This is a genomic window from Dyadobacter sp. NIV53 (assembly GCF_019711195.1).
GTDB lineage: Bacteria > Bacteroidota > Bacteroidia > Cytophagales > Spirosomataceae > Dyadobacter.
In genome coordinates, this window is the sequence record NZ_CP081299.1 from 6,650,063 (window position 1) to 6,666,981 (window position 16,919).

Annotated in this window: 17 protein-coding genes and 1 pseudogene; 12 read left to right on the forward strand and 6 right to left on the reverse strand. The window is 43.3% G+C overall.

Going from position 1 to position 16,919, the window contains the following annotated elements; all coding sequences use genetic code 11:
* The first annotated feature begins 1 nt into the window (after position 1).
* From KZC02_RS27295 to KZC02_RS27315, 5 genes are all read left to right on the forward strand, one after another.
* Positions 2–601: an MSMEG_0567/Sll0786 family nitrogen starvation N-acetyltransferase gene (locus KZC02_RS27295; protein ID WP_221391562.1), complete on the forward strand. Its 600-nt coding sequence runs from the start codon at positions 2–4 to the stop codon at positions 599–601.
* 169 nt (positions 602–770) lie between these two features.
* The gene (locus tag KZC02_RS27300) at positions 771–1,730 is read left to right on the forward strand and encodes a sll0787 family AIR synthase-like protein (RefSeq protein ID WP_221391563.1); all 960 of its coding nucleotides are present in this window, start codon (positions 771–773) and stop codon (positions 1,728–1,730) included.
* 199 nt (positions 1,731–1,929) lie between these two features.
* A complete protein-coding gene (locus KZC02_RS27305) occupies positions 1,930–2,229 on the forward strand; it encodes an MSMEG_0570 family nitrogen starvation response protein (protein ID WP_221391564.1) in 300 nt (99 codons plus the stop codon).
* A 112-nt stretch (positions 2,230–2,341) separates the two neighbouring features.
* Positions 2,342–3,268 carry a methylenetetrahydrofolate reductase gene (locus tag KZC02_RS27310; protein WP_221391565.1) on the forward strand — a complete coding sequence of 309 codons (927 nt, stop codon included), beginning with the start codon at positions 2,342–2,344 and terminating at the stop codon, positions 3,266–3,268.
* A gap of 518 nt (positions 3,269–3,786) precedes the next feature.
* Complete coding sequence (locus tag KZC02_RS27315) at positions 3,787–5,058, forward strand: MSMEG_0569 family flavin-dependent oxidoreductase (RefSeq protein WP_221391566.1); 1,272 nt, start codon at positions 3,787–3,789, stop codon at positions 5,056–5,058.
* Here the strand turns inward: KZC02_RS27315 and KZC02_RS27320 are convergent.
* From KZC02_RS27320 to KZC02_RS27345, 6 genes and pseudogenes are all read right to left on the reverse strand, one after another.
* Positions 5,012–6,373, reverse strand: coding sequence for a HAMP domain-containing sensor histidine kinase (locus tag KZC02_RS27320; protein WP_221391567.1), 1,362 nt, complete (start codon positions 6,371–6,373; stop codon positions 5,012–5,014). The genes KZC02_RS27315 and KZC02_RS27320 overlap by 47 nt on opposite strands.
* Positions 6,370–7,053 carry a response regulator transcription factor gene (locus KZC02_RS27325; protein ID WP_221391568.1) on the reverse strand — a complete coding sequence of 228 codons (684 nt, stop codon included), beginning with the start codon at positions 7,051–7,053 and terminating at the stop codon, positions 6,370–6,372. The genes KZC02_RS27320 and KZC02_RS27325 overlap by 4 nt, the downstream gene beginning before the upstream one ends.
* A 31-nt stretch (positions 7,054–7,084) precedes the next feature.
* Positions 7,085–7,777 (reverse strand): hypothetical protein, encoded by a 693-nt coding sequence (locus tag KZC02_RS27330; RefSeq protein WP_221391569.1) that lies wholly within the window; start codon positions 7,775–7,777, stop codon positions 7,085–7,087.
* A gap of 5 nt (positions 7,778–7,782) precedes the next feature.
* Positions 7,783–8,988 carry an MFS transporter gene (locus KZC02_RS27335; protein ID WP_221391570.1) on the reverse strand — a complete coding sequence of 402 codons (1,206 nt, stop codon included), beginning with the start codon at positions 8,986–8,988 and terminating at the stop codon, positions 7,783–7,785.
* Positions 8,988–9,363, reverse strand: a pseudogene (locus KZC02_RS27340) (DMT family protein). Before KZC02_RS27340 ends, KZC02_RS27335 begins: the two are co-directional and overlap by 1 nt.
* A gap of 65 nt (positions 9,364–9,428) precedes the next feature.
* Complete coding sequence (locus KZC02_RS27345) at positions 9,429–10,157, reverse strand: hypothetical protein (protein ID WP_221391571.1); 729 nt, start codon at positions 10,155–10,157, stop codon at positions 9,429–9,431.
* Positions 10,158–10,438: 281 nt separating this feature from the next.
* Here KZC02_RS27345 and KZC02_RS27350 point away from each other — a divergent pair, with 281 nt between their 5' ends.
* The 7 genes from KZC02_RS27350 (at position 10,439) to KZC02_RS27380 (ending at position 16,908) form a co-directional block, all read left to right on the forward strand.
* Positions 10,439–12,778, forward strand: coding sequence for a glycosyl hydrolase family 95 catalytic domain-containing protein (locus KZC02_RS27350; RefSeq protein WP_221391572.1), 2,340 nt, complete (start codon positions 10,439–10,441; stop codon positions 12,776–12,778).
* Between the two features lie 282 nt (positions 12,779–13,060).
* Entirely contained in the window at positions 13,061–13,696 is a 636-nt protein-coding gene (locus tag KZC02_RS27355; RefSeq protein WP_221391573.1) for a response regulator transcription factor, read from the forward strand.
* A gap of 157 nt (positions 13,697–13,853) precedes the next feature.
* Positions 13,854–14,477, forward strand: a complete 624-nt coding sequence (locus KZC02_RS27360; RefSeq protein ID WP_221391574.1) for a response regulator transcription factor — start codon at positions 13,854–13,856, stop codon at positions 14,475–14,477.
* A 190-nt stretch (positions 14,478–14,667) separates the two neighbouring features.
* On the forward strand, positions 14,668–15,108 hold the full coding sequence (locus KZC02_RS27365; RefSeq protein ID WP_221391575.1) for a hypothetical protein: 441 nt from the start codon (positions 14,668–14,670) through the stop codon (positions 15,106–15,108).
* A gap of 15 nt (positions 15,109–15,123) precedes the next feature.
* Entirely contained in the window at positions 15,124–15,459 is a 336-nt protein-coding gene (locus tag KZC02_RS27370; protein WP_221391576.1) for a hypothetical protein, read from the forward strand.
* 14 nt (positions 15,460–15,473) lie between these two features.
* The gene (locus KZC02_RS27375; RefSeq protein WP_221391577.1) at positions 15,474–16,286 is read left to right on the forward strand and encodes a DUF4239 domain-containing protein; all 813 of its coding nucleotides are present in this window, start codon (positions 15,474–15,476) and stop codon (positions 16,284–16,286) included.
* 10 nt (positions 16,287–16,296) lie between these two features.
* Positions 16,297–16,908 carry a hypothetical protein gene (locus tag KZC02_RS27380; protein WP_221391578.1) on the forward strand — a complete coding sequence of 204 codons (612 nt, stop codon included), beginning with the start codon at positions 16,297–16,299 and terminating at the stop codon, positions 16,906–16,908.
* The last annotated feature ends 11 nt before the right edge of the window (positions 16,909–16,919 follow it).

Genomic DNA, 16,919 nt, shown 5'->3' on the forward strand with positions numbered 1-16,919 from the left:
AATGATCATCGAGAAACCGCTACCGTACAAGTGTAAGTTTATCACTTTCGACTTCGCCTCGGAACCGTGGCAGCAACGCCAGTATTGGGATTTGAGAAAACGCATATTCTGCGACGAACAGAAAATTTTTGAGGGCAGCGACCTTGATAAAATTGATGATCGTGCAATCCCGATCGTGGCCGAATGCAGCTGTGGCGGAGCACTCGATGAGGTAATTGGCGTAGTCAGGATCGATGAGCGTGAGCCGGGAATCTGGTACGGAAGCAGGCTGGGTGTGGCAGAATTGTACAGGCTGATCGCAGGTTTTAATTCGGACAAATTGTTTGATGGGAACATCGCGCTGAATCCTTTCACGCTTGGAATTGGTGCAGCATTAATCTTTAAGGCGGTTTCAACAGCGAGGGCTTTGGGTTGCAAAGAGTTTTATGCGCATATCCAGGTTCAGAATGTAAAGCTTTTTCAAAGGTTACATTGGCATGTTTTAGATATGGTAACGATTCATGGAATGGAGCATGCCTTTATGCAGGCAGACCTGGATTATTATCCGCCATCCACCATTTCAATAACGCAACTGGCTAAATATGAGAAGATAAGCGCGTAAAGGACCAATTGTACAAGCTGTTGATGATAGTACCGGATCAACTTTATTAAGCAAGATAATTCTGTTCAAACAATTGAAAATCAGTTATCAGGTCTTTTTGATGTTAGTCGAACTTTGAACTCTGAACTTTGAACATTTTTTCCTTTTCCCGTTAATTTAACACTGATAGATGGAGTTAAAAGAGATCGTTAGTTCATTGCTGGCAAATCCCCTGGTGCAGGACAAACTGTTGATCGAGCGGGCTTATGTGCATTCGGGATCTTCTGCGTTTGTCGATCCGGCTCATCTGATGCTTCGTGAAACGGATACTAAGTTTGAGATCAGAAACGGGGACGATTGTGCCGCAATTCCAAACGGTGACGGGACTTACACACTTTTTGCTGCCGAAGGACTGATTCAGAATTTTGTAAGAAATTCACCCTGGTTTGCCGGATATTCATCCATCATGGTCAATATCAGCGATATATGTTCGATGGGCGGTTTGCCGGTAGCAATAACAAATGTATTATGGTCGAAGGATAAGGAGGCTAGCGAGGAAATCTGGAAAGGTATGGTAAGGGCTAGTGCTGATTATGATGTGCCGATCGTTGGAGGGCATACCTGCTACGGAAATGATCTGAACCTGGCCGTATCGATCATTGGAAAAGCAAAAAAGTTACTGACGAGTTTTGATGCGAAAGCAGGTGATAATTTGCTGATGGCGATTGATTTGGATGGTGCTTATTTTGAAAATTATCCGTTTTGGAATGCAAGCACAACCAGTTCACCGAAAAAATTGCAGCGAAACATGCGTTTCATGCATGAAATAGCCGAAGCAGAACTGAGTTGCGCGGCTAAGGACATAAGTATGGGTGGTATTGTGGGTACGCTCGGTATGTTACTTCGTACATCAGAAAAGGGTGCAATTGTAGATCTCGATCAAATTCCAATACCCGAAAACATTGATTTGCTGAAATGGCTGATCAGTTTTCCAAGTTATGGTTACTTGCTAACGGCGAATGAAACTGATACAGTGACGATTATCGAAAAGTTTAAATCGGGAGGAATTACCTGTGCTGTAATCGGAGAGATTAACGAAAGCAGGAAAATTGCATTGAAAAAAAACAACGAAACGGAAATTTTAAACTAGTATTAAGTCAATAGTAAAAAGTAAACAGAATTTTTTAACTGATTTTCAATTACTTATGCAAAAGTAAAAATACTGAGTTACTCTTAACTTAATTTGAGTGAAAAATAGGCTTCAATCAGAAGCGAAATTTTTTAAATATCCAAAAGCCAATAAGTACGCGCTGTTTACTTTGAACTTTGAACTCTAAACATTTTAAAAAATGCCCGAAACCTATCTGAGAGTGCAGCTTCCTGATGAAAAAGAGGAGATAATTTACTCACCATCAACGGTCATCAAAGAGTATTTTGAAAGTGCTTCTGTCATGTCGCTGGATGAATTTCAAAATAGTTGCACCAAAGCGCTAAACCATGCGAGCAAACGTGTTTATGAACGTTTTGGCTACGAATGCACATCTGCAATGGGTGAACTTGCTAGGGTGAACAGGCTGGTTGACAAGATCAAAAGCAGTGCGGTTCCGGGTGATGAATTGCAGGTTAAAATATTGAATATGAGTTCGTAGCTGTCACCCTGAGCTTATCGAAGGGTAAATGCAAGAAGCCCTCGGCAAGCTCAGGGTGACACGACGCAATATTCATTCATTCTATAATTCCGTCATTCAATCATTAATTCCCATGGCAGCTTACCACCATTCCCGACCAAGGTTTTCTGAGCTATTAGCATCTGATAAGTTTATCACGTCAGCGGAATTGACGCCGCCCAGGCACTTTGACCTGACTAAATTTATGGAACATGCGCGGATCATCAACGAGTATGTGGACGTGGTTCAGATCAACGATCATTTGCTTTCACGTGCCAGAATGAGCAACATGATTCCGGCGATGTTATGTAAAAATGCCGGAATGGAGCCGATCTTGCAGTTTACGCTGCGCCATAAAAACAGGATCGCTTTGCAGGGAGATCTGCTCGCATTCGCTAATCTTGGCCTCGAAAATATTATCATCCTGGGCGGTTACCCGTGTTCAATAGGTAGTGATCCAACCGCAAAAGATGCATCGGATATGGGAAGTGTAGAGGCCATTGGAAAGATCGTGGAGCTATCCGATTTTGGCAGGATGTTTAATGGGGATGTGATCAAACCGGCACCAACTTTTTGTGTAGGAACAATCGATTTTCCCTGTACACCAGACAAGATGGCCGAAAGTTTTGCACGCCTTGAAAAGAAAATAGAAGCAGGTGCAAAATATATTCAGGTTCAGGCTGTATTCGAGCTGGGGCCCATGGAACTGTGGATGAAAGAAGTTGTGAGAAGAGGTTTACATAAAAAAGCACGTTTTATCGGTGCAGTTTTTCCTTTCAGCGGTGCGGAAAGATTACATATTCTGAAAGAAATTCCGGGACTTACGATTCCTCAGCATTTACTGGAAAGAATTGAAAGCAACAATAGCGAATCTGAAAGTCTGGCAGTTACGCTCGAACTGATCAACGGAATAAAAGCCATGGAAGGCATTTCGGGGCTACATATACGTTCCATTGGTGCAGAAGACTGGGTGCCACGCGTTATTACAGCAGCCGGATTGGGCGGGGAATTGGTTTATTAATGTCGAGATACGTATATAGTTTATGGTTAATTTGTCAGATGCACCTGGTTGAGAAAATTTCGACGGTGCTGCGGATTGCACATTACGATTGACGAATTGGTTAATTCATTGATTGTTAGTGATCTATAATTTAATAATGGGAATTTGACCGGATTGCAAACCGTAGGCTGCAATTTGAAAATTTTCTAAAACTCTGATCAATAAACCAATTAATCACTCGGACTTCGACTGCATCATTGGTCCGAAAGCTACCATTGACAGTTATATAACATCTTGATTATCAATGGTGATAATTTGGTTGCCTGGGCTTCGACCGCATCGGCCGAAGGCTCAGCCTGACAGACAATTAGCCAATTCAAAGTGAGAAAAGTCCCATTTTCGATGGCTCGGGCCACCCGGCAAGTCATAATTGCGAGAGATTTTTTACGAAAAGATAGGTACCGTGCAAATCTCCGGTTCAACCGTTACCCTTTTACCCTCTCACCCGTTAACCAAATTTTACTTTAATTAATATAAATATGAAAAGGAATTATGATGTTATCATAGTTGGTGGCGGCCAGTCGGGGCTATCGATGAGTTACTTATTGAAGCAAAAAGGAATTGATCACATTGTGTTCGAAAAGAAAAAAATAGCTGATTCCTGGCGCAGTTTTCGTTGGGATACTTTTTGCCTGGTTACTCCAAACTGGCAATGCAATCTGCCTGGCTATTCCTACACCGGCAACGACCCGTATGGATTTATGGTAAAGGACGAAATCGTTGACTTTCTGGATAAATATGTGGAAAGCTTTGAACCTCCGGTTATTGAGGGAATTGATGTACTAAAAGTCGAAAAAAATGAGGTAATTGAATTGTTCGAAGTGAGTACTTCCGAAGGTATTTATTTTGCACGGCAAGTTGTGGTTTGCACCGGTAACTATCATTCAGCACCCCTTCCGAAACTTGCCGAAAAATTTTCTTCTGCAATTACCCATGTCCATTCCGCTCATTATAAAAATCCCGGGGAATTACCGGCGGGTGAAGTGTTGGTAGTCGGAACCGGCCAGTCGGGTAGCCAGATCGCCGAAGACTTGCATCTGGAAGGCAGAAAAGTACACCTTTGCGTTGGGAATGCTCCCCGCTGTGCGCGGGAATACAGAGGTAAAGATGTGGTTGAATGGCTCGATAAAATGGAATATTACGACCTGCCCGTAGAGAAACATCCGGAAGGCGAAAATGTCAGGGAAAAAACCAATCATTACGTAACCGGGCGTGACGGCGGACGGGAAATCGACCTGAGAAAATTTGCGCTCGAAGGAATGAAATTGTACGGTCCTTTAACTGATGTAAAAAACGAAGCGTTAAGTTTTGACCCGAAACTAAAAGCCAATCTTGATTATGCGGACAAAGTTTCTGAAAACATCAAAATGAAAATCGACAGGTACATTATGGAAAATGGGATTGATGCTCCCGTTGAAGCGCCGTATCAGCCTGCATGGGAGCCGGTTGAGGAAATTACAGAGCTGGATCTGGCAAACACAGGAATTACATCGGTCGTGTGGTGTATCGGTTTCGGTCACGATTTTACGTGGATCAAATTACCAGTATTAGGTGAAAGAGGTTTTCCCATTCACAAAAGGGGCATCACAGATACACCAGGATTGTACTTTTTGGGACTTACATGGCAGAATACCTGGGGCTCAGCAAGATTCTCAGGTGTGGGCAAGGATGCTGAATATTTGCTGGAGCGTGTTGAAAAGGAGCTTAGTTTGGGATTACAGGTTCACGCTTTGCTGAAAAATCTTTCTTAATGAACAGTAGTTTTACCGTGAAATCAGGTTGTGCGTAACGCATTTCAAAAGCAGCGCCAATGGTTTCAGCGAGCCGGCTCACAATCCATAAACCGAGTCCAAATCCATCGCTGCCCAAGTCCTGTTTTCTGAATTCATTGGTAAGCATTGTGATGTCATTAATTTCAGATTGTGATGGGTTTTGGATTATAAATGATATTTTATCACTTATTTCTGTAATTCTAATGCGTATTATAGATTCCGGCTGTCCATGTTTTATTGCATTTTCCAGCAAATTTAAAAGAATGGTCATCAGATGGGATCTGTCGGTATGTATTTCAAATTCGCCATCTTCCGGGATAAGTTCTATTTTAAAAGTCTGATGTTTTAACTGGGCTTTTGCGGTGAGGCGTTCTAAAATTTCTATAGTAATTTCCGGCAGGTGCACCTCAGATTTATTTAAAACCAGCATGTCTGATTTAAGCTGGCTCATTAACAGGAAATCATTAATAATTTTATTCAGGCGCTGTACTTCTGTTATCTGGTTTTTAATAACTGATTTTACTTCCGTTTGATGTACATCACTTTGCAGAGTTTGCAGTTCTGTCAGCATCACACTGAGCGGAGTCCTGAGTTCATGCGAAGCAGAGGCAAAAAAAGCATTTTGTTGTTGCGCCTGTTTCTGGATTCTGCCCAACATCTGGTTGAGAGAACCGGTTAACTTATGCAATTCATCCTTTACAGGAGGTATTTCGAGCAGGTCTATTTGGTTTTGCAGACTAATGTCATTGGCTTTTTTTACAATATTTTCGATGGGGCGCATCAAAAAGCCCGACAGGAAATATCCGACTACGAAAGCAGCCAGGAATGAAAGCGGAAAATAAAGGAATAATATCACTTGCAGCCTTTGTATATCACGGATCAGCTCCGTTGCCGGAAGCACATATAATATTTGGATAGAACCACCCGTTTCCAGGATTCTGTTCAATTTTACAGAGCGCCACAATAATGGCTCGGTATGATCTACTGATTTATTTAACGATCCGGGAAGATTGTTGAATAGCGTATCATGTCTGTTTCTGGCATCATAGATCAATCGGAAATATTCAGCGGAGGCAGGTAAAGGAATTGTGAGCGGATTAATTTCGGTTTCCTGCAGAATCAGGTTTCCCTGCGTCTGCAACCGAGCTGCGAAGCTTTTTTCAAATTGCCCTTTGACATTCGAATAAAGTACTAAACCGGTTGCCAGTAAAAAGCAAAGAAATACAAATCCGAAAATAAGTCCGAAACGAAACCTGAGGCTCGTATAAAAAGGGTAGGATATGAGCGTTTTCACAACGACGATTTAGTGCCGGCAAGTTTATAACCAATGCCAATTACCGTTTCGATAAGTGGATTTTCAAAACCTTTGTCAATCTTTCTGCGCAGCTGGTACATATACACTTCAACAATATTGCTCTCAGGGTCAAAATCCATATTCCATACGTTTTCCAGAATCTGGTTTTTGCTCACCACGCGATTTGTGTTCCTTATCAGATATTCCAGCAAGGTGAATTCTTTTACAGTAAGCTGAATTTGCTTTCCTGCCCGGGTTACCAGCCGTGTCATCAGATCGATCACCAGGTCGTTTACACTGATTTTTGTGCTTTCACTGGCAAAAGCTTTACGCTGTAATATTCTAATCCGGGCTAGTAATTCTTCCCACTCAAACGGTTTTTTAATATAATCCACAGCACCAAGGTCCAGGCCTTCCACGATTTGTGAAGTACCGCTTAAAGCGCTTACAATAATAACAGGACTGGAAATTTTATAAGCTCTCAGGTTTTTCAGGATGTCGGTTCCTGTCATTCCTGGTAACATCAGATCCAATAGTATCAAATCAAAATTTTCCGAGGCGGCTTTGTTCAGCGCTTCGGAGCCATTATGCGAGGTCTGTACCATATAACCAGCCTGTTGAAGGCCCTTATGCATAAAGTCAGCCAGTTTCGGTTCATCTTCAACGACTAGTATTTTCATTTAAGCGGTGGTTCGATAAACTGATGAATTGTTAACGTATTTTATAAATAATGCTGTCAATTTGTATAGAACCGGCTTTTACTATAGACAGCCCGGAAGCTGATAAAAATCCTTCGGTTGAATCACGCATATAGCCCCTGACCAAAATAGATTTTGCGTTACTCATCAATGGAAACAATTCACGTGCCATGTGAGGAGGAAGTGAAACCAGTTTTCCTGAAAGGATAAAAGTATTTCCCGGCGCGTTTCCATGTTTATATTCTTTTGCAAGACTTCCTTTTATTTCAATCTCAAATCCTTTTCTGGGAGCCGGAGCCGGAATAAGGGCCATATCCAGATCTGTTTTGGCGGATACGCTGTGCAGATGTTTTAGTTCAAAAACCTGGCCGGACTCATGGCCGGGAGGGCTGTTTGGATCTACAACTGCTTCAATTAAATTATTGACAACCGCAAAGGATGTTACTAAACGGGCTGTATGAGGCGGAAAATGTATCCAGATATTTTTCTGGTCCGAAGCCAGCATGAATCTGTCAATGTCTCCCCCATGATTGCTGCCATATTTTAAAACCGTTCCTGTGATTGTAGTTAGTTTTCCGCGCATCGGAATATTGCCCGGAATTGTTTTGTTTGCGGAGATTAATTTTTTTTCATCAAATCGGTATATGAGCCATCCTGCTACCAATAAAATCAGCAGCAGGATGGCTCCTTTCCAATTTGACATCATTTTTTTCACTGTGTATCCGGTTCGTACGTTTCTTTCATAAATAGCAGGCAGATGATAAATGCCAGCGCTGCCACGGCACTAAGAAATAAAAAAGCGTATTTAAAAGAAAACATATTTGCAATATAACCACCTGCAACATTGCTTAATGATGCACCCAGTCCGACAGCAGTAATCAGGATTCCATTCGCCAGGTTGAAATGTCCGGAACCCTTGGTTAAATCAGCAACGATGAGTATGCTGACTACGCCGAAAATACCGGCGGAAAACCCATCCAGAACCTGAACTGATGTAATAAAATAAGGATTCGGACTTAGGGTATAAAGCAGTCCGCGGACAGGTAACGCTGCAAAACAGACCAGCATCAGCCATTTTCGCCCGCTTGTTGATTTATGACTGCACCAGGCAGCAGTTGGGACCATAACCAGCTGAGCAAGGACAATACAGGCCGACATGTAAACTGACGCATCTACCTTGTTGGCAGAAACGATGTATTGTCCGGCAAGAGGAAGCATGGCTGCATTGGCAAAATGATAGAGTACACAACAAGTTGTGAAAACAATGAACAGCCTGTTTGAAATAATATTCAGGGAAGACTTTAAGCCTGGTGCTTTATCTTTTGAGTAACTGCCCCTTGAAAGTTGGTAATCTATCTCTTCATTATCAATGAAACGCAGGAAAAATACACTTGCAAATGAGAGTAACAATGTGAAAATAAATATTCCCTGCAATCCGAGGTAATAGCCGATCAAACCTGATATGACCGCAGATGTTACATTTCCGCTGTGGTTAAACATTTCATTCCGGCCGGTGCGTTGCTCGAGCTTTTTATAACCGACGAGTCCCAGGGTCATGGCAGCAATGGACGGAGCGATGAAGGTTGCAGCAATGCCAACAATTACCTGACTGGCGACAACAACTGTGTAACCCGGCTTTAAAAGGATAAGCAGCGTTCCCGCACCGATCAGCAGACTTGCTGTTCCGACTATTATCTTTTTGTTTTTAAACCGGTCTGTAAAAGCGCCTGCCGGAGTCTGGATCACAACACCTGCAAAGGTTGCAATGGAGGTGACAAGGCCGATGTCTTTTAAATTCCAGTGCTGGGAAGAAAGGAGGTAAATGCCCAAAAAGGGCCCGATTCCGTCGCGTACATCTGCCAGTGTAAAGTTTATAAAATCCAATCCTCGTAGCGATCGGGATTTAGAAACTCCCATTATGATTTAAAAATAAAATAAACAGCACTTACCATTAGGGCAAAACCAATTAAATGGTTGGTCGTAAAATGCGTGTTTTTAAAAAATGTTACCGAGAATATCATAAAAATAACAAGGGTGATAACTTCCTGAATAATTTTTAACTGAACAAGTGTAAAAGGCCCTCCCGTTTCGGATGAGCCTATGCGGTTGGTTGGCCGGGACCTGAAAGCAATATTCAAAAAAGGCTAGTCCCCAGCTAAGAAAAATTATCATCCAAAGTGGTGTAGAAGCATGGCCTCCTTCTTTGCTGAAAAATTTAAGATGTCCATACCAGGCAAGTGTCATGAAGGCATTGGAAAGGATCAAAAGCCCCACTGTTGAAATATATTTGATCATAAAATAAATTTGTAAAAAATAAGGCAACAATTGCGCCGCCTTATTTTATTTTGAAATGAAAATTACCGGACCAGATATTGCTGACCATTTACAGTTATTGTGTTGCACCGCACGACTTTGTAATCTTCTAACTGAATTTCTCCCTGTGCCTTTACTTTCTGATTTCCCGAATATGAAATAGCAGTGCCTTTGCTGATCGAATTACCCATTTGCACGGATATATGTGGTGGCAGGCGAAGCACAGTTTTATTATCGACAAAAAAACCATTAATCCTTCCTTCCCTGTCAGTCTGGAAAGAAGTGACTTTCCCGTTTCCTGTTACGGCTGTCTCCTGTGCTGGTGCAGGTGCTGTATTTGGTGGTGTGTCAGTTAATGTTTTTCCTGCCGCATTCAGATTAACCATCCTGAATTCCCTTGCCCCGAAACGAGCGTTTTCAACAACTCCGGATACTGACACTTGTGAACCTGGTTTGGTTAAAGCAAAAATCTGCGATCCCATGTGTGCCGGGAATTTCACGAGCAAACTATCCGCTGCGCTGAGCATGTAAAAGCCGTCAAAAATGAAATCATCATTCCCCTGTAATTTGACAACTTTGCCTTGTATCGTATTGATAGCCTGAAGTCCGGGCGATCCGGGAGACGGTGCTCCGGGAGTCGGTCCTCCGGGAGCCGGAGCACCGGCTACGGGACGAGGACCCGGACCCGCCGGTAATCCAACTGGTTGTGCATGCAAGATTTTGCTTGTGATTAATGCGGTTACAAAAAGGGCCGCTAATACTGGATTTTTCATGATTTCTTTGTTCAAATGATTTTGTTTCTTTTTCTAACCGAAAGGTAGGACCACGTAATAAGGCTGACATGAATGTGAAATTAATTTTTCCTCATTTGGCTGTATTGAGAGCAGAATTGTCTGGTGATACTTATCGTTTCAGGATGTGGTTACGGGACTTGAAGCGACTTTTTTGATTTAGAAAAAAACAGCAAATAGCGGATACAAAATTGCCGTGAATCAATGCTCACAGCCGGATAAACCTTAAATTTGAGGAAAAGCCCCTTATTCCTAAACCTGATATGAACATCCGATTTTCTGCATCAATCTTTTCCGGTAAATTCCGGCTTGTGATCCTGGTTTTACTTGTACCTGTGCTTCTTTACGCGCAGCCAAAACCTAAACATGACCTGCATTTTGATAAACTGGCACAAAGCTGGGATGAAGCTCTTCCGCTCGGCAATGGGATGTTAGGCGCACTCGTCTGGGAAAAAAACGGGAAACTCCGTTTTTCACTGGATAGGGCCGATGTGTGGGATATGCGTCCGATGGCTGGCCTTCATCGCAAAGAATTCAGCTATAAATGGGTACAGGAACAGGTTCAGAAAAAAGATTACAAACCTGTACAGCAATATTTTGATGTCCCTTATGATACGGAACCAGCGCCATCAAAAATTCCTGCGGGCGCTTTGGAATTTAGTATGCCGGCCGGTGTAACGGTCAGGAAAGCGGATGTGGAATTGTCCGGTGCTTCGGCAGTGGTAGAATGGTCTAACGGTATGAAGCTGCGCACCTTCGTTCATGCGACCAGGCCGGAAGGCTGGTTCCGGTTTGAAGGTGCAGGTCCTGACTTTTCACCAGAACTGATCGCTCCCGGATATAGTGGAAAAATCGATCCGAACGAAAAACCAAACCCTGTGGGTGGCGATGATCTGGCGCGGCTGGGTTATAAACAAGGTGTAATCAAAAAAGAGAAAAACAGCATCACCTATAATCAGGAAGGGTGGGGCGGTTTCAGATATGAGGTGAACGTGCAGTGGAAATCTGCTGGAAATGGTAATGTGGAAGGAGTATGGAGCATTTCTTCACATTTTCCGGCGGTCGCCACTGTGAAAGCGGCTGTTCAAATTTCCGCTGCAACTGTGGTTCAGAATGCGTTAAAGGGAACCTTTACAGTAGCATCCGACAGTCATCTTTCATGGTGGACGGCATTCTGGCAGAAATCTTCCATTCAGGTGCCTGATGCACAGATTGAAAAACAATGGTATCTGGAACAATACAAGTTCGGATCAGCGGCCCGGCGTGGCGCTCCGCCAATTTCCCTGCAGGCGGTATGGACTGCCGACAATGGCCGCATTCCACCATGGAAAGGTGATTTTCACCACGACCTCAATACCCAGCTGAGCTATTGGCCGGCATACAGTGGCAACCACCTCGAAGAAGCCTTGGGTTATCTGGATCATTTGGATGAAAACAAAAACAATTATTTACGCTATACCGAACAGTTTTTTGGCACAAAAGGATTGGCAGTGCCGGGTGTAACAACACTGGATGGGACTGAAATGGGCGGTTGGATCCAGTACTCACTTTCGCCGACTGTATCAGGCTGGCTTGCCCAGCATTATTACCTGCAGTGGCGTTACCGCATGGACAAAACTTTTTTGAAAAACCGTGCATATCCGTGGTTCAGAGAGGTGTGCACATTTTTTGAAAATATAACGGTTAAAAATCAGAAGGGCGAGCGTCACCTGCCGATCAGTTCAAGTCCTGAGATCCATGACAATAGTCTGGAAGCCTGGTTTCCCGAAACGACTAATTATGACCTGGCACTGATCAAATTCACTTTTAAGGCTGGTGCCGAACTGGCTGTGGCCATGCAGGATCAGAAGCAGGCTGAGAAATGGAGGAAACTTCTTGCGGAATTCCCTGATTATGCCAGGACCGAAAAACAAGAGCTGATGTTTGCCCGCAACTTGCCTTATGAAGAATCCCACCGGCATTTCTCACATCTGATGGCGATTCACCCGTTAGGACTGATCAAATGGGAAGACGGCGAATCAGCGCAAAAGACAATTACGAACACGATCGCGCTCCTCGACAAAGTTGGCCCTGATTTCTGGTGCGGCTATTCTTATGCATGGCTTGCGAATCTGAAAGCGCGGGCAAAAAACGGGGCAGGAGCAAAGGAAGCCCTAACTATTTTTGCGAAAGCTTTCTGTTTGCCCAATAGTTTTCACGCCAATGGCGATCAGAGCAAATCGGGTTACTCAAAATTCACGTACCGCCCATTTACACTGGAAGGGAATTTTGCTTTTGCTGCCGGTTTGCAGGAAATGATGCTGCAAAGTTATGCAGGTTTCATAGAGATCATGCCGGCTTTACCAGCCGAATGGAAAGATGCAGAATTCAATAATCTGCGTGCCGAAGGCGCTGTGCTGGTGAGTGCAAAAAAACAGAACGGAAGTATTTCGGAAGTAAGCCTGACCGCGGAAAAGGAGGGTGTGGCCATTTTGAAAATTGATTCACAAAGCTTTAACCTCGCTCTTTCTAAAGGGGTTAAAAAGATAGGAGATGACGGAAAGTTCGTAAAACTGTCGTTTCCTTCAGGTGGGAATGCTGTGTTTGTTAAGAAGGAAATTTAATTTTTAAAAGGTATAAATTAAATTACGCCGATTTGAAAGAACAAATTTTAGCAAGAAGGCAGGATTGATAAGTCTGACTTAACACTGCAAAAATAGCCTGATTTAGCTATTTGTGAGTAAAACTTTGGTAACTACATTTGTAAAATAAGTTTAGTAATCATAATAGAAATGATTATTCTAATTTGATAAAATTCTATTGAGAAAAATAGCTAAATTTAGCTATTGATGTTAAAAAATTCTATTATTAAATTTGCAATACCAATATAAACCCTTACAATAAAGATGATTAAGATTGTAGTATTCGATGACCACAAATCCCGCCGGGAGGCGCTTGAATTACTGATTAACCTGCAGCCCGAAATGGAATGTGTAGGATGCTACGAAAATTGCTCCGGACTTGTACAAAACCTCGCGACCAATACACCATCAGTTGTTTTAATGGATATCAACATGCCGGACGTTGGCGGTATAGAAGGTGTGAGACTACTACAGAAGCATTATCCTGATATAAATATTATTATGCAGACGGTTTTTGAAGAAGACCATACCATATTCGAATGCCTATCGGCAGGTGCCCACGGTTATATCCTGAAAAAATCTTCTAACGAAAAGCTTATTGAAGGGATCCGGGAAGTCCAAGCAGGAGGCGCCCCTATGACTCCGTCGATAGCCGCGCGTGTCCTTAATTATTTTAACAAAAGAAAACCCCGGGCCGAAAAAAAGAATTATGATCTTTCCAAAAGGGAGATTGATATCCTTACCGGACTGGTGAAAGGGTTAAGCCACAAAATGATTGCTGCTGAACTATTCATTTCCGTATTTACCGTAAGCAATCACGTTAAAAATATATACCAGAAACTACACGTCCACACAGTTTCAGAGGCAGTAGTGTCAGCTATTCAAAACCGTATTGTTTGAGACGAAATCAATGCAGATAAAAATCCGGGGACAGTTGCGTTTATTGCTATGCGTTAGTTGTGGTTCATGATGTTGTATGGATAACGCTGATTCTAAAAATGATCTGTTTTGGCGGGGATCATAATGTTTGCTGGTAGAATAACCCATTTTAATTGTAATGATCAGGATTGCTATTTTTGAACTGAATAAGAACAGGCGTGATGCTCTAAAATTCCTGATCAATTTGCAGCCCGGAATGCACTGTATTGCTGATGGCGAAGATTATGCCGGGATTTTTGCTAATGCTGACAGTATTCAGCCCGATCTGGTAATCATGGATGTAAATGCGCTGAAAGCTGGTGCAATTCAGGATGTTAGGTTTTTCAGGCAGTTTTTCCCTGATACACTTGTTGTGATGCAAAAAGATTTTGAAGACGATGAAATCATATTTGACTGTATACTGGCTGGTGCACATGGCTATATTCTCAAAACGGCATCCAATGCGAAGCTTATAGAAAGTATCAGGGAAGCAGCGCGGGATAAGTTCCTGATTATGCCCGGCTTAGCTGGCATGATGCTGAATTATTTCAGTAAAACAAAAATGAACGGCAGGCGTAATGTATATAACCTGACAGGATCTGAACTGGATATTCTCATGGAAATGGCAAGCGGAATAAGTTATCAGATGATCTCGGAAAAACATGTGATTCCTGTCGGCAGGGTGAGCGCACATATCAGGGATATCATCAGTAAATTACACATTCATGGCGGGGCGGTATTAAACCGGGATGGTAATAAGTGAAGAGTCAGGTTCAACTTAGAACTGTATTGAAAAATAGCCTGAATTAGCTATTGCACGCACTTTTCTTCCGTTTTACCTTTGTAGAATCCAATCCGGTTATCGCTTTCAGGGTTTTCGGAAAAAATCAAATAACGGAGTTCTTCCGGCTGAGTTTCAGAATATCTATTTCTAAATGTAAATACTCCTCACAATGAGAAAACTTATTTCAGCCGTTTCCGGCGCAGGTTGTTTGTTTCTAAGTCTGGTTTTTCACGTCGGCTGTTCTACCATTTCCAAATTTGACCAGTATTCCTACGCCCAGTCTACTTCCTTAAAAGTGGATGCCATCAACCTGATGGGGAATGCCACGCAGCCTTATGAAACGCAAAGTTCGGACGTATTAAAAGTCCGGACTGCCATTGAAAAAATGTATGAGTACGAAAAGAACAGGCCAAAAAATCAGGTTTCTGAGAAAATGTGGGTAATTGTCCGTGATTCGACCGGACATTCCTTTGCAGGATTTATTAAAAGATGGCAGAAAGAAAAAACGCTGGACGCTGCATTTATTAAAGAATCCCAGCAACTGGTGAGCGAATCTTTCGATCAGATCTCACAGCTGGAAAGCGGCAAAATCAAACAAATTTCTAACTAGTTATCTCCTGAAAATATGAGTGTGATCAATTTTGATGAATTGTACGACAATTTGAAAAGTGGGGTGGAATCGGTAGCGAAAGAATCTGTGGACGGCTATGTCAGCCAGGCAAAAGCAGACGGCCAAAAGGTGCTGGAAGCAGCCAAATCAGACCTTGCCCGATGGGCTGTGGAAGTGGAGACTGGTGCGCTCACAAAGGAAGACCTGGAATTCCTGCTTCAGGAAGAAGGATCGCTGGAAGAGCTTACTGCGCTTAAAGAAGCGGGACTGGCTGCCGTTCAGATCGATAAGTTCCGCAACGGACTGATCAACATGATCATCGGTACGATTACCGGTGCAATTAAAGTCTAGTTAATTTTTAAGCTATGATCAGCGATATCCTGAACCCGGAAGTCGCAGGAAGACTGCCTGCAACTGTTTGGTGCATGCTCTTCGTACTGCTTTGTGTACTGCTTGCACAGTTGGGCCTGTTTATTTTCGAAAAGTTCTGGCATACCAGGATGGCCCCTGTTTATAATGAGGTGGTTGGGATCATGTTTAGTGCAATCGGCCTGATTTACTCGCTGATACTGGCATTTGTGATCATCGCTGTCTGGGACGACTATGAAGACCTGAACAAGACCATTGCAGAAGAAGCTGATATGCTGAATGGTATTATGGCGCACACTACTACCTTACCCGACAGCATGCAGTTGTCCATCAAAACCGCAATGATAAGTTATTGCAGACAGGTAATAAATGACGAATGGCAGATGAAGGGAAAAGATGCACCTGAGCGGCCAAGTGCCATTCCAAGCCTTAGGCTGGCGTTGCTGCAAATAGAGCCATCCGGCAAGCGCGAAGAAGCCATTTACCAGGTGGTCGACCAGGACCTGAGCCGTATCAGTGACCTGAGAAGAAAACGGCTTAGTTATGTCAGGTCGCAGATACCGGCCCTGGTGTGGTTTACGCTGCAAACCGGAAGTGTAGTCCTGATTGTCTTTTCTTACTTTTTGACCATGTCGTCGGAGTGGCTTAAAAGGATCAGTCTGGGCTTTTTTTCTGGGTATCTGGCCATGTGTATGTTTCTGATTTATACACTTGACCGTCCATTCAGTAAAGAAGTGCAGGTCAGCAGCCAGCCTTATGCCAATGTGCTGATGAGCCTGGAACAATTTTACGCAGTTAACCTAAGATAGCCGCCTTTTTATGACAAGTTCACAATTGCAGGCTGTGGCATGCTCGACAGCTGCCAATGCCAATATTTTCCTGCCTTACATCAACCAGACTTTTGACCGGTTTGATATCAGTACACCGGTACGCCAGCTATGTTTTATGGCCCAGGTTTCACATGAAAGCGGAGGGCTTTTTTACACCGAAGAACTGGCCAGCGGGGCGGCGTATGAAGGCCGGGCAAGCCTTGGAAATATCCATCCGGGCGACGGCATAAAGTTTAAAGGGCGGGGACTGATCCAGATTACGGGCAGGAATAACTATCAGCTGGTCAGTGCAGCACTTCAGGCTGATTTTATAGCAAATCCAACACTATTGGGTGGAAAGAATATCAGCCAGTGCAGCCCGGACCAGCTCAAATATGCTGCGCTCAGTGCCGGATGGTTCTGGCAGCGTGCGGGTTTGAATGTTTTTGCAGACAAGATCAACCCGCTGCAGCCTGTCGATTCCGGTGCTAACCTGGAATATTTCAAAAGGATTACCAGGGGCATAAACGGGGGCTATAATGGGTTGCCCGATAGGCTTCACCGGTATTTACAAGGTGCAGCCGCCATGCCAGCCGGGCCGGCAAACCAAACGGCAGCCTGATTAAAGCTTAC